General features: G+C 47.2%; 13 protein-coding genes and 1 other annotated feature. Of the genes, 1 reads left to right on the top strand and 12 read right to left on the bottom strand.

Going from position 1 to position 13,639, the window contains the following annotated elements; all coding sequences use genetic code 11:
* Positions 1 to 387: 387 nt before the first annotated feature.
* The 6 genes from RQP50_RS26310 to RQP50_RS26285 all read right to left on the bottom strand — a co-directional run bounded on the left by RQP50_RS26310 (position 388) and on the right by RQP50_RS26285 (position 7,373).
* Positions 388 to 2,328: a LysM peptidoglycan-binding domain-containing protein gene (locus RQP50_RS26310; RefSeq protein ID WP_315747184.1), complete on the bottom strand. Its 1,941-nt coding sequence runs from the start codon at positions 2,326 to 2,328 to the stop codon at positions 388 to 390.
* 283 nt (positions 2,329 to 2,611) lie between these two features.
* A complete protein-coding gene (gene pheA / locus RQP50_RS26305) occupies positions 2,612 to 3,481 on the bottom strand; it encodes a prephenate dehydratase (protein WP_315747183.1) in 870 nt (289 codons plus the stop codon).
* 21 nt (positions 3,482 to 3,502) lie between these two features.
* Positions 3,503 to 4,462: a homoserine kinase gene (gene thrB / locus RQP50_RS26300; protein WP_315747182.1), complete on the bottom strand. Its 960-nt coding sequence runs from the start codon at positions 4,460 to 4,462 to the stop codon at positions 3,503 to 3,505.
* Positions 4,462 to 5,529, bottom strand: a complete 1,068-nt coding sequence (gene thrC, locus RQP50_RS26295; protein ID WP_315747181.1) for a threonine synthase — start codon at positions 5,527 to 5,529, stop codon at positions 4,462 to 4,464. Before thrC ends, thrB begins: the two co-directional genes overlap by 1 nt.
* A gap of 36 nt (positions 5,530 to 5,565) precedes the next feature.
* Positions 5,566 to 6,852 carry a homoserine dehydrogenase gene (locus RQP50_RS26290; RefSeq protein WP_315747180.1) on the bottom strand — a complete coding sequence of 429 codons (1,287 nt, stop codon included), beginning with the start codon at positions 6,850 to 6,852 and terminating at the stop codon, positions 5,566 to 5,568.
* 83 nt (positions 6,853 to 6,935) lie between these two features.
* A complete protein-coding gene (locus RQP50_RS26285; RefSeq protein ID WP_021254232.1) occupies positions 6,936 to 7,373 on the bottom strand; it encodes an ACT domain-containing protein in 438 nt (145 codons plus the stop codon).
* Positions 7,374 to 7,669: 296 nt separating this feature from the next.
* Here RQP50_RS26285 and RQP50_RS26280 point away from each other — a divergent pair, with 296 nt between their 5' ends.
* Positions 7,670 to 8,539: an aldo/keto reductase gene (locus RQP50_RS26280; protein WP_083545341.1), complete on the top strand. Its 870-nt coding sequence runs from the start codon at positions 7,670 to 7,672 to the stop codon at positions 8,537 to 8,539.
* 91 nt (positions 8,540 to 8,630) lie between these two features.
* On the opposite strand, the gene obgE is transcribed toward RQP50_RS26280, so the two are convergent.
* The 6 genes from obgE to RQP50_RS26250 all read right to left on the bottom strand — a co-directional run bounded on the left by obgE (position 8,631) and on the right by RQP50_RS26250 (position 13,557).
* Positions 8,631 to 9,947 (bottom strand): GTPase ObgE, encoded by a 1,317-nt coding sequence (obgE, locus tag RQP50_RS26275; protein WP_142545798.1) that lies wholly within the window; start codon positions 9,945 to 9,947, stop codon positions 8,631 to 8,633.
* Between the two features lie 12 nt (positions 9,948 to 9,959).
* On the bottom strand, positions 9,960 to 10,715 hold the full coding sequence (locus RQP50_RS26270; RefSeq protein WP_072731574.1) for a Spo0B domain-containing protein: 756 nt from the start codon (positions 10,713 to 10,715) through the stop codon (positions 9,960 to 9,962).
* Positions 10,716 to 11,160: 445 nt separating this feature from the next.
* Positions 11,161 to 11,472, bottom strand: a complete 312-nt coding sequence (rpmA, locus tag RQP50_RS26265) for a 50S ribosomal protein L27 (protein ID WP_021254228.1) — start codon at positions 11,470 to 11,472, stop codon at positions 11,161 to 11,163.
* A gap of 22 nt (positions 11,473 to 11,494) precedes the next feature.
* Positions 11,495 to 11,821, bottom strand: a complete 327-nt coding sequence (locus RQP50_RS26260; RefSeq protein WP_021254227.1) for a ribosomal-processing cysteine protease Prp — start codon at positions 11,819 to 11,821, stop codon at positions 11,495 to 11,497.
* A gap of 11 nt (positions 11,822 to 11,832) precedes the next feature.
* On the bottom strand, positions 11,833 to 12,144 hold the full coding sequence (gene rplU, locus RQP50_RS26255) for a 50S ribosomal protein L21 (RefSeq protein ID WP_005547385.1): 312 nt from the start codon (positions 12,142 to 12,144) through the stop codon (positions 11,833 to 11,835).
* 13 nt (positions 12,145 to 12,157) lie between these two features.
* Positions 12,158 to 12,238: a sequence feature (ribosomal protein L21 leader region), on the bottom strand.
* 53 nt (positions 12,239 to 12,291) lie between these two features.
* On the bottom strand, positions 12,292 to 13,557 hold the full coding sequence (locus RQP50_RS26250; RefSeq protein ID WP_315747179.1) for an Rne/Rng family ribonuclease: 1,266 nt from the start codon (positions 13,555 to 13,557) through the stop codon (positions 12,292 to 12,294).
* Between the last annotated feature and the right edge of the window lie 82 nt (positions 13,558 to 13,639).

Here is a 13,639-nt window from a genome sequence, read left to right as displayed (position 1 = left end):
GTCCTGAGCCAGGATCAAACTCTCCGTTAAAGTTAAGTTTGAACTGCTCATATCTTTTGACGAGGTATTGCTACCTCATTCACAAACGTTGCTCGTTGTTCAGTTTTCAAAGAACAATCTTCATTTCTTGCTGCTCCGACATTTTTCAACATCTTTCGCAACAGGAACTTTATCTTATCACAGGAGCTAATTTGTTGTCAACACTTTTTTTAAAATCTTTTTTTAGAAGATTCGTTTGAAGCGTTGAAGCTCTACTGCGCCGCCGCATCTCGCGACTGGATTTATAATATATCATGGCCTGTCCCATCTTGACAACAGGAAATATCAACCATGATCATTCTGCTTAATGCAGTCTCTCTCATAGTTGATACTCCAGCTTCCTTTGGATTATCCGTTGATCCACGGAATGCTTCTCGAGTTCACGTTAGAACGCTTCTGCGCCGTTTTCTTTTTTCCCGTGCTCTTCTTTTTTGTCGTCCGGGAAGGCGCCCCTTTAATCCTCGCCTGTTGTTCCTTTTTTGTACCTACACTGGATACATGCCCTTCTTTGTCCGTTGTGGATGCCGATTCTCTGTTGAACTCCACTTCATGTTCTTCACGTTTGCCATGACCACCCGCTCCGATTGAAGCGTTACTCCCCAAAGACGAATTGGCGAATCCCGGAATGGATCCGTATAAGTTTGGATTGTAGAAGTGCATACCGTCCGAACCATACCCTGTTGGCTGCTCATAAGAATCGTTCCCTTGTGTACCTGCTGGGGCATACATATTAGCTGCATTCATTAATGACTGATTCGCATATGGATGCTTGCCATGCTCTTCTCCACAACCACAAGCATACACAAATGGTTGAGCAATCGGCCCCCATACTGCTGTTGGTACTGCAGCCGGAATTGCAGAAGGAATATATCCCGGAACCGTCGATACTGCACCACCATACACAGGAGGATATGGCGGATAGATAGCAGTTGGTACAGGCGGAAAGCCAGGATTGCAGAAGACTGGTGTCGGTGGGCAGTAACACTCATAAGGAGAAAACGGTTGCTTCGACTCTGTGATCGGCGATACATTCGGCTGTATATTCGATTGTACGTAAGGCTCGATATTCGGTTGAATGTTTGGTTGTACATTTGGATAGATGTTCGGTTGGATGTTCGGTTGTACGTAAGGTTCAATATTCGGTTGGATGTTCGGCTGTACATTTGGATAAATGTTCGGTTGGATGTCCGATTGTACGTAAGGTTCAATATTCGGTTGGATGTTCGGCTGTACATTTGGATAAATGTTCGGTTGGATGTCCGATTGTACGTAAGGTTCGATATTCGGTTGGATGTTCGGTTGTACGTAAGGTTCGATATTCGGTTGGATGTTGGTAGGGTACCAATTACTAGCTATATGATTACAACCACAAGGCTCATACTGTACAGGGGACACATATTGCGGCATAACTGGGACAGGAATTTCGTAGCTTGGCGGGAATGATGGAACTGGGGCGGCATAAGGTTGTTGCATGTTTGGCTGGTTTAGAAAAGATTGATTCCCCATAGATGGGTCAAAGTTTGACGGGTAGTTTATAGGCTGATTGTACCCTACCCATGGATGCGCATGTTGGGTACTTCCATAGTCCACCTTTTCCATTTCATATACAAATTCAGTTGCATGGTGTGGTTTCTTGACCTCTTTCTTGGGCTGTACAATCTCTTGGATAGGTTTTAGCTCATTCACTTGCTTGTTCTCTTCGTTCGGTTGAGGAACTTTGGTTTGCGGCATAACTTCTTTTTTCGGCTCTACAATTTCTACTTTTGGCTTCGTGATTTCAACCTTTGGCTTTTCCACTTCTTCCTTCGGCTTCACGACCTCTTCCTTCGGTTTCGTTACTTCTTCCTTCGGCTTCACAACCTCTTCTTTCGGTTTCGTTACTTCAGACTTGGGCTTCGTCATTTCTTCCTTAGAGGATGGCGGCTTATTAACATTAGGGGCCGGAACATTGCCATCTGACTGCATTTTAGGGATGTTTACAACTTGACCGATCACCAGCACATTCGGATTTTTGAGCTGCGGATTCGCATCGATCAAAGTTTGAAGAGGTATTCCCCACGCTTTAGACAATTTCCATAGGGTGTCCCCTTCCTTTACAACGTGCTTGTGAACGATCTCATGTCCACTTGAGGGAACCGGAGTCGACGGGACTTTAATTTTCATGCCAACATCCAGTTCGTTCGGGTTAGCAAGCTGACTGTTCATAGCAATAAGTTCTTCTAAAGTAATTCCGTATTTTTTCGCCAGCGCATATAGCGTGTCGCCTTTCTTGACAATGTGTATTTTCACTTCATGCAACCTCCCACACGTTCGTCATCCTACTCTTACCGGACATAAGCCCGAAATCACCTACTTTATCCTATGCAGCAAATAGGCGTTTGACATCCATGTGTGCAATAAAATCAAAAAAATCCTCCCTTGTTAGGGAGGACAACGATCCGGAATACTCGCACAGCACTACAAAACTACTTATATCATTGCAGCTTGCAGCGCCGTGATTTTTCTTTATCTCGTTCTTACGACTTACATCAAGCCATACTTAAACCAAGAACGCCCTAATTTATTTGTTCCCTCAGCCATTTGAATCCGCTAATGAGAACTCATACGAATAACTTGGATAAGAACCAAGAATACGAACTTGGCAGCCGATCGCTTCAATTTCTTCGATGGCAGCAGGGAGCAGAACGGTATCTAACGCCATTTCTACATCAATGTAAAAGTAATAACTGCCTAATTTCCTCTTGGTTGGACGGGACTCAATGCGAGATAAATTAATTCGTCTCCAAGCAAATGCAGACAAAACCTGATGAAGCGCCCCCGGGAAATCCTCAGGCAAGGTAACCAAAATGGTCGTCTTATGTGCAGTTGAAGGAGGTAATTCCAGTGGCTTCCTCCCAATGAGCACAAATCGAGTAAAGTTGTTATTATGATCCGTCACTGTTGGCGCCAATATATCCAACCCATGCGTATGCGCACCTACAGTCGTTCCAATAGCTGCCCAGCCGCGACCTGGATTCTGCTTCACAATATTGATTGCCTCAGCTGTACTGCTCACATGTTCGAGTTCCGCATGCGGCAAATACTTGCGAATGTACTGCATGCACTGTGCCATCGCTACAGGATGTGACATTACTTTTTGAATACTGCCCAAATCCCCCTGCAGTTCCTCACGGCGTCCAATCAAATTCTGAATAGACGGAAAGACCCATTCCGCTTGAAACGGCAAATCCACCTCATGAACAATCCAGTCCATATGTAGGTTGACCGAACCTTCAATTGTATTCTCAATGGGGATGACACTATATTCTGAATCGCCACGCGCAGTCGAAAGAAACACATCCGAAATCAGCTTATAGTGTACAAATTGATGATCATGTCCTGCTAAATGCAATGCCGCTTCATGCGAAACGGAGCCTTCCGGCAATAATGCAATTCGTGCCATGTACGCTAACTCCTTCGTAGACTATTCAAGCATGCACGCAGATAAGATTGATTCCATATCGCCCCATGTACCAATACATACTGCACCTTCATGACTCGGCTCCAATTCCTTCACAACAGCATCGATTCGATGCTCACTAAAAGTATCTCGCATAAACGAAATGAGTTCTTGGCTGTCACTGCGCTTGTCAATAAACGCAAGCAGAGTCGGGCCCGCGCCGCTGAGCGCGACACCAAGAGCACCATGCTGCACAGCATGCTCCAAAATATGAGTCATACCTGGAATCATCGGAGCACGGTATGGTTGGTGGAGACAATCCTTCATCGCTTCAGACAAGATGTCGTATCTCCCACTGCTCAACGCAGCTACAAGAAGTGAAGACCGACTGATATTAAATACGGCTTTGGCCATGTCTACTTGGCTGGGCAGCACACCTCGAGCTTGCTTTGTTTCAAGCTGGAACTGAGGGATAGCGACCACAGTGGATAGGTATCTATCCGGCTCAACACGAGCATAAGTCGTATGTTCTCCATCCCATGCAGCTGCTACAATCCCGCCTATGAGGGAGGCTCCAACATTGTCAGGATGGCGTTCAATAGCCGTCGCCATGTCGTAGAGACGACCCGCATCGAGCGGTTCACCGATCAGCTGATTCGCCGCTACCAAACCGCCAATAATAGCTGAGGCACTGCTTCCGAGTCCTCTTGTCAACGGGATTTCACTATATACTTCCATTTCAATCGGGCGACGATCAATTCCCGCTTCATCAAATACTGATTGTGCAATTCGATAGATAAGATTGCTCTCATCCGTCGGTACCCCCTCAAGATCAGAGCCGTGCAATCGAATGATAGCTTGATCCGCTGGTTTCATCGCAACCCACAGATGAAGTTGAAGCGCCATGCCCAATGTATCGAATCCTGGCCCTAAATTCGCGGTGCTCGCCGGTACACGCACGAGCACCCCTTCTTCCCGCCACATTATTGTTCACGCTCCAGCTTCGCAATTGCTTCCATAACAGCTTCTTCTGTATCCTGAACGACGAGCGGTTCCTTCGCTACTGTCTTAATTGCGATATTCGGATCCTTCAGACCATGTCCAGTAAGCACGCTCACCACACTCTCTCCGCCCTTGAAGTATCCTTCCTTATGAAGCTTCAACACACCAGCAAGCGATGCAGCAGAGCCCGGCTCAGCAAATACCCCTTCCTTCGCAGCCATCAATTGATACGCTTCAAGGATTTGTTCGTCGGTTACGTAATTAATTTGGCCATTCGATTGTTCAGCAGCTTCTACTGCCGTCTTCCAGCTTGCTGGATTACCGATTCGGATAGCAGTAGCCACCGTCTCCGGATCCGAAATCGGTTCACCCTTTACAATCGCCATTGCACCTTCTGCTTCAAACCCTACCATTCTCGGCAGGGAGTCTGTCTTGCCGGCAGCATGATATTCCTTGAAGCCTTTCCAATAAGCCGAAATATTGCCTGCGTTGCCAACCGGAATTGCAAGCACATCGGGCGCTTTCCCCAATTGATCACACACTTCGAAAGCTGCCGTCTTCTGACCCTCGATTCGATATGGATTTACCGAATTCACGAGTGTAATCGGGTGCTTCGCCGTAATCTCTCTCACGATCTCCAACGCACGGTCGAAGTTGCCCTGAATCGCAATAATTTTGGCACCATAGATCATTGCTTGAGCGAGCTTGCCGAGCGCAATATTATTGTTGGGTATGAGAACGATACAATTCAAGCCAGCACGAGCTGCATAAGCTGCAGCCGCAGCAGATGTATTGCCTGTAGAAGCACACATGATTGTGCGGCTCCCCTCCTCTACTGCCTTCGCTACTGCCATAACCATGCCGCGATCCTTGAACGATCCAGTAGGGTTCAATCCCTCATATTTGAAATACAAATTCAATCCAAGCTCTTCGGATAGACGATCCGCGCGAATGAGCGGTGTATTTCCCTCATGCAGTGTCAGCTTTGGCGTATTGTCGTTGATAGGCAAATATGATTTGTATGTTTCTAGTAGTCCCATGTATCTCATCGAAATAAACCCCTTTTCTGCTGCCTGATTGGTGGATTAGCCTTCTACCCGATATGCACTCTTGATGGATTTAATAACATCCAAGTTTTCAAAATGCTTAAACACTTTCTTCATGTTCGCTTGGCTGGCTTGATGTGTGATAATGATAATTTCAGCATCTGGATTATGCGAATTCGGCTGTTGGACGACGGAATCGAGGCTCACATCGTACTCCGCGAATACTTGCGTAATCTGTGCCAATACCCCCGCCTTATCTTCCACATGAAGAAGAATAAAGTTCTTATATGAAATTTGATCATCTGTTTTCAATTTCTTTTCCTTATATGGAGTCAGCGCCCGCAATCCGTTCACGCCGAGCTTCATATTTTTGATGACAGCCGTCAAGTCTGCAACAACAGAGGTAGCTGTAGGCATCTCACCAGCACCTGGACCATAGAACATCGTCTCGCCAACGGCTTCGCCATACACATATACAGCATTGAAGACACCATTGACCGAAGCGAGCGGATGAGCATTGCTGACCATCGTAGGCTGCACAACAACACTAATCTGATCATCCTGACGTTCTGCGATACCGAGCAGCTTCATCTCATAACCGAGACGCTTCGCAAACATAATGTCTTCTTTTTTGATTTGTGAAATTCCGCGAACTTCAACATCCTCCAACGCCACGTCCGCGTGGAAGCCAAGTGTTGCTAAGATGGCCATCTTGCGTGCAGCATCAAGCCCTTCTACATCCGAAGTAGGGTCAGCTTCTGCATATCCAAGCTGCTGCGCTTCCCTCAGCACTTCCTCATAGCCCGCGCCTTCCTTGCTCATCTTCGTCAAAATGAAGTTCGTCGTTCCGTTCACAATCCCCATAATCTTCTTAATCCGGTCAGATGAGAAGCTCTCCATCAAGGTGCGGATAATCGGAATGCCTCCAGCTACACTTGCCTCGTACAATACATCGCAATGATTCGCTTTCGCTTTGGCCATAATATCACGCCCGTGCAGCGCCATTAAGTCTTTGTTCGCCGTAACCACATGTTTGCCGCGCTCCAGCGCATCCATGATATATTGCTTCGTTGGCTCAAGACCACCCATGACTTCAATCACAATATCAATATCCGGGTTGTTAATAATATCTTCTGCATGTTCTGTTAGCTTATGTTCAGGAATGCTAATGCTGCGCTCCTTATGAATGTCATTCACGAGTACCTTCTCAATTACAATCGGCGAGCCCACTTGGCTGGACAAATCCTCTTGATGCCCCTCCACAATACGTACAACACCAGTTCCTACCGTCCCCAATCCTAGCAATCCAACTTTAATCGGCTTCATAAATCAGTTCCTCCCCTTCTCCCAGCAGCTGTCTGTATCTAATGTAGTTATAGAGTAATACCGATGTAATTAAGCAAGTACACTTACCCTTGTCCGATGATCGTCACACGCTTTACCCCAGGGATATCCCGAAGCGCATCCAGCATATTGCCGAATGGCTCTGCGATAAGTGACGTTTCAACCGAGATTACAACATTCGCAATTCCTTGCAGGGGTATCGTCTGATTGATTGTCAATACGTTTCCCTCATAGGAAGCGACAGAACCAAGCACTTTAGATAAAATGCCTGAACGGTGATCCAAATCCATTGAGATCGTTACAATCCGTTCGCGCTCCAATTGATTAAGCGGAAAGATACCGTCTTTATATTTGTAAAAAGCACTGCGGCTCAAATCAACTCGTTCTGCAGCTTCATGAACCGTCTTCACTTCACCTGTCGCGAGCAATTGCTTCGCTCTTACCGTCTTCACTACCGCCTCTGGCAATATGTCTTCTCTCACCAAGTAATATCGCTCTGCCATGATTGAGTCCTCCGTATAAAGACTTTTGTTTATTTATAGAGGACATTATAGCGGATATGTGCGCAAGTTGGCAATAGGCCAATCTATAAATATTTTCTCTAATTCATTTTACACGCATAAAAAGTTTAATCTATTATACACGATTATCCCTATCGTCTTCCTTGTTTTTATTTAAAAATAATGAAAACCGTTCTGACGAAAAAAAAAACGAAACCTTCTCTTCCCTTCACAGTAACAGTATAAAATGATTAAATTTGAAACTGCTTCATTTTTCCATAGAGGAGGTAAAGTTATTCATGATGCACACACTGCTTGGTACTACTCAAATACAGGTGTCAAAGCTTGGCCTAGGATGCGCTCCACTATCTGTAGCCGGCAGACCTGACCGAGGGCAAGCGATCGCGACCATCCAAGCTGCCTTCGAAAGCGGAATCACGTTATTTGACACTGCCGATACGTACTGCCTTGATGATCACGATCTCGGCCACAATGAACAATTGCTGCAAGAAGCACTATCTGCCTATTCCACGGAAGAGTACCTAATTATTACAAAAGGGGGGCTAGCTCGTCCGAATGGGTCCTGGATATGCGACGGCCGACCCGATTCTCTTCGCTCTGCATGCGAGCTCAGCTTACATACTCTAAAGCGGGAATGCCATCCTCTATACATTTTGCACGCTCCCGATCCTTCTGTTCCTATTGAAGAATCTGTTGGAGCGTTAAGCCGACTTCAGGAAGAAGGCAAAATTCTCCATATAGGCCTATCTAATGTTACTGTGAGCGAGTGTCAGCGTGTCCAGCAAATCGCACCCATCACTTGTATTCAGAACCGTCTTCATCTTCATGACAGACACTCGAATGACGTGCTTCGATACTGTGATGAGCATAGGATCAGCTTCATTGCGTATAGCCCATTCGGTGGGCCGAGCAATTCCATCCATTTGCAGAACCATCCTGTATTGTCAGAACTGGCACAGAAGTATTCGGCAAGCCCTTATCAGATTGTGATTGCGTGGCTGCTTGCACTATCCCCTAATCTCATTCCCATACCGGCAGCCACCAAGCCTTCCTCTATTCAAGACAGTGTACGCGGAATGGATATTCTGCTGGATGAAGCTGACCTGCTTCGTCTTACGAATATTGATCAGGCCAATACTCCCACTTGATCGAAGCGCGCCACTTCCATTGGCTCAATAAACAAAAAAAAGAACGCCCGACCCAAAAGGGTCAGGCGTTCTAATCATTTTCTTATGAACTTCAATAGTAGCTGCTGCCTTCTACGAACTCAAATTCAAAATCAGCAATGCGGACAATCGTCCCATCAACTGCACCACGCTTGCGCAGCGCTTCATCAATTCCCATGTGGCGCAGTGTCCGCGCAAAGCGCAAGATCGCATCATGAGAGTTCATTTGCATGCGCTTCAGCATATTCTCAACAGCTTCGCTCTCAACTACGAACGTATCGTTCTCGCGGCGAATTGTAAATTCTGAATCATGTCTTGTCTTCTCGAAGCGATAGATTTTACGCTCATCAACCTCTGCCACTTCTTCGACTTCAGGAGCATCAGGCAACTGCTCAAGCAACTCCATCGCTCGATAGAGCAGCTCTTGAATACCTTGCCGTGTCAGCGAGGAGATTGGCATAATCTCAATATCGCTTCCCGTCATCTCGCGAACCTTCTCACGGAATACCGCCAAATTCTCTTCTGCCTCAGGCATATCCATCTTATTAGCAGCGATAATTTGCGGCCGCTCGGACAACTTCTCATTGTATAACTTCAATTCCTCGTTAATCTTCACCCAATCATCGAATGGATCTCTACCTTCCATGCCCGCCATATCCACAACATGAACAATGATGCGGGTACGTTCAACGTGACGAAGGAATTCATGACCCAATCCAATACCCGTATGAGCTCCTTCAATCAACCCAGGAAGATCGGCCATAACGAAGCTGCGTCCTTCTCCGACATCCACCATGCCCAAGTTCGGTGTAATCGTCGTAAAATGATACGCACCAATCTTCGGCTGCGCCGCAGATACAACAGACAGGAGAGTTGACTTGCCGACACTCGGGAATCCGACCAAGCCGACATCAGCCATGACCTTCAATTCAAGGATAACCCAGCGCTCCTGACCTTCTTCTCCATGTTCTGCAAGTTCCGGTGCAGGATTGTTCGCTGTTGCGAAGCGGATGTTGCCTCGTCCTCCACGGCCGCCCTTGGCAATAACAACCTCTTGGCCTTGACGGGTAAGGTCAGCAATAACTTCCTTCGTATCATCATCGATGACTACCGTACCAGGGGGAACGCGGACAATCATATCCTCCGCATTCGCTCCATGCCGGCTCTTATTCCGGCCCTTCTCCCCGCGATCTGCCTTAAAGTGCTTCTGGTAGCGGAAATCGACAAGCGTACGCAATCCTTCATCTACACGGAAAATAACGTCGCCGCCATGTCCTCCGTCACCGCCAGCGGGACCACCCATTGGCACATACTTCTCTCTGCGGTACGAGACGATTCCGTCGCCTCCGTCGCCGCCTTTAACATAAATCCTCGTCTTATCTACAAACATGCTGTCACCTCATTATGCACTGCATGGCACGACTATTTGGTAGGCGTCCTGCCCATCATGATGATTCGCCGACAACTGCTCCAGCCGCACGCCGCGTTCCATCGCAATTCGTCTCAGCTTCTCGGCCACTTCGCCCGGCCGAAGCAGTTTACCCTCTAATTGATATTGAATGTTAAGCTGGCTCGATTCACACCATATCGCAAGCTGCAGCGGGCAATAAACGTCCCCCTGCTCCTTGGATGCGAAGCGGAATGTGTTAACCGTCTCGATAATCATATTCGTCAAGCGGACAGTGTCCACTTCCAGGTTCAATCGGTCGAGTTCAAGAGGCTCTGGTATCATTACCTTGAGCGGCATCGTACCGCCAGAGGTACGGTGCTGCATCAAAAACATAACGAGTTCCGGAAAACCAAGTTTGGCAATTCGGCTTTCCTCCGCCATTCTTTCTTTTATTGTTTCCACGCAGTCCGGTAATTTATCGTACTTTTTCAAACGAACATATCCATACAGAAGCTGCAAGTCGTTCATCCAATCATGCCGCTGATGATTCATTAAGTGAATTGCTGCTAATTGGGTTTCTTGAAGCATTCGTTCTCTTTGTCGTTGTTGTTGTCGCGAGAATAGCAAAAATGCTCCGCCAATACTGGCAGCCACAACGAATGCGAGTCCAAAACGCCACCCGATGTGCATATTCCAACCAATGATAGCTGCTGTCCCAGCTGCAGCGACAGCCCAGCAACAGCCGATCCATAAGCTTGTCCTATTCATCACTTCGCTCCCCGATACTCACACATTTCCAGTTATGTACAAACTCCCCGAATTTCAGTATATCACGCGCCTGAAACCTCGTCCAAACAAAATCATACTAAGAAATAAAGGATTTGCACAAATCATTCCAGTAACAACAGAATTAGAAACAATGTGGACCGCGCTGATGGCGGCATTATGCGGGAAATAATGAGCAGACAAAAAGGAATTGATGTGGCATAGCCCCTTCGAAGCATTTCCTCAGATGAGCGACTATGTTATCTCTCGATCGAACAACAACTTCGGCTTCGCACAGGCTTGGTACAGGCTTGGTACAAGCTTGGCATAAGCTCTACATAAGCTCTGTGCACAGGCTTGACATATCGTGCACTTTGCCAGACAACGCATTGTCGTCTCTTATTCATTAAAAAAACCCCCGGCTCAAGCCGAGGGTTCTTCAGTCGTCTTAGTTCTCCACAGCTGCTGCAACAGGTGCAACTTCAACCGGGTAGACGCTCGCTTTTTTGCGATCGCGGCCCCAACGTTCGAACTTAACAACGCCATCCACTTTCGCGAACAGAGTGTCGTCCTTACCGATGCCCACGTTGTTACCTGGGTGGATTTTCGTACCACGTTGACGCACCAAAATGCTGCCAGCAGAAACTACTTGACCGTCGGAGCGCTTCACACCAAGACGGCGACCGATACTATCACGGCCGTTCTTTGTGGAACCTACCCCTTTTTTGGATGCGAACAACTGAAGGTTCAGTTTCAACATTATAGTCTACCTCCTTGCTCACTTAATTGTCTTCTATTTGAAGATACGAATCGTATGAAGTTTCGATCGTGTGTAAACTGACGATCATCGACTCCAACAGCAATTGAACTTTAGCTTCGATATCCGGCTGATTAATGCGTGGAACACGTCCACTCAAAAATCCATCCTTCATCTTGCATTCCAGCTCAATGCCCGTCAATGCTTCAATGGCGTTCACCGTACCCACCGATACCGAAGAGACTCCCGCACATACGATATCCTCTCCGTGGCGAGCATAATTCGCATGTCCTTCAATGGAGAAGCTCTCAATTGAATGATCCGGCTTGCGCCGTATTGTAATGCGAATCATATGGCACCTTCTTACGCCTGAATGTTCTCAATCGTCACTTTTGTATACGGTTGACGATGACCTTGCTTACGACGGTAGTTCTTTTTCGCTTTGTACTTGTACACGACAATTTTCGCGCCTTTTCCATGCTTTTCAACTTTCGCCGTAACAGTAGCACCGGATACTACCGGAGTACCTGTGACCAAGCCGTTGTCCTTGGATACTGCCAATACACGGTCAAATGTCACGCTTTCGCCTTCAGCAGCGTTCAGCTTCTCGATGTACAATACATCACCAGCTTGAACTTTGTACTGCTTGCCACCTGTTTCGATAATTGCGTACATTGTGTTGCACCTCCTCATGTCTCAGACTCGCCTAAATCAGGTGGTGAAGCATCGCTTCACACTTCATACCTGTCTGGAGCGGTTACAGCATGTGCAGCACTAGACTTAACACATACCCGTAGATCTTAGCACACTCTGCAATAAAAATCAACGTATAATTTCCGGTTCCCGTTGAGAAGGCGAGGACAAAACAACTCCGCTTCCCTCGCACTCGGCACAGGGTTGGAACAGTTGGTGCATGACCTGCTCACGAACCTTCTTGCGTGTCAATTCCATTAGACCAAGCTTCGTCCAACCGACAACCAAGCACTTCGTACGATCCTTCCGCATCATCGTTTCCAATCGCTCCACAATACGCACTCGATGTTCTTCCGTATCCATATCGATGAAATCAACAATGATAATGCCGCCGATATCGCGAAGACGAATAAGACGCGCAATCTCTTCGGCCGCCTCCAGATTCGTTAAGAATACGGTCTCCTCCAGATCGCTTGTCCCCGTATATTTTCCCGTGTTCACATCAACAACCGTCAGTGCTTCCGTCTGATCCCATACTAGATATCCTCCGCTCTGCAGCCATGTCTTACGCTGGAAAGCCTTATCTAGCTGATCTTTCACCCGATAACGGGTAAATAGCGGCTCACTGTCTTTGTATACATGAATCCGATTTTCCAATTCAGGGTCAAACGAACGAACAAACGACTGCACCTTTTTCAATTGGCGAACATCATCAATGAGCAGCTGGTCAATCTCGCGTGAGAACGCATCCCGAACAAGCCGCTCCACCATGCTTAGATCACGGTGCAGCAACGCGGGAGCCTGAGCTTCCTTGGCACGATAACCAATCGTCTCCCACAACTCGCGGAGTGACTCAATATCACCCTCAAGCGTCTCCGTCAATTCACCTTGAGCAACGGTTCGAATGATCAGCCCCTCTTCGCCCTGGCGAAGTTGTTCAGCAAGCTGCTTCAATCGATTGCGTTCCGATTCCTGCTCAATCTTCTTAGATACACCGATATAATCGGCATATGGCATAAACACCGAATATCTGCCAGGTAGAGAATAATGCGTGGTTACACGCGCTCCCTTGCCTCCTAGCTGATCTTTCATCACTTGCACGATAAGTTCCTGTCCAACTCGAAGCAGACTCGTTATCGGCGGTTTCTGCTTAGGCTGCTTCTCCAAATGAGGATGTAAACAATCATCGACATATAAAAATGCATTTTTCTTCTGCCCGATGTCCACGAACGCAGCCTGCATTCCAGGAAGCACATTCACTACCCGCCCCTTAAATAAGCTGCCGACCAGCGTTGTGCCAGTTGCACGTTCGACTGCAAATTCGACGAGCCGACCATGTTCAAGCAACGCCATCTGCGTCACTTGTTCCTCACAGTGAACAATCATCTGATTCATGGTATCACCTCTACTACAGCGCGTCATCTTCCATTGTAACATGAAGCAGGATAAGGTGAACATGCCGGTTTATGGAACAGGC

Source organism: Paenibacillus suaedae, from assembly GCF_032337355.1.
Classification (GTDB): Bacteria; Bacillota; Bacilli; order Paenibacillales; family Paenibacillaceae; genus Paenibacillus_B; species Paenibacillus_B suaedae.
This window is presented reverse-complemented; position numbering and strand designations above follow the sequence as displayed.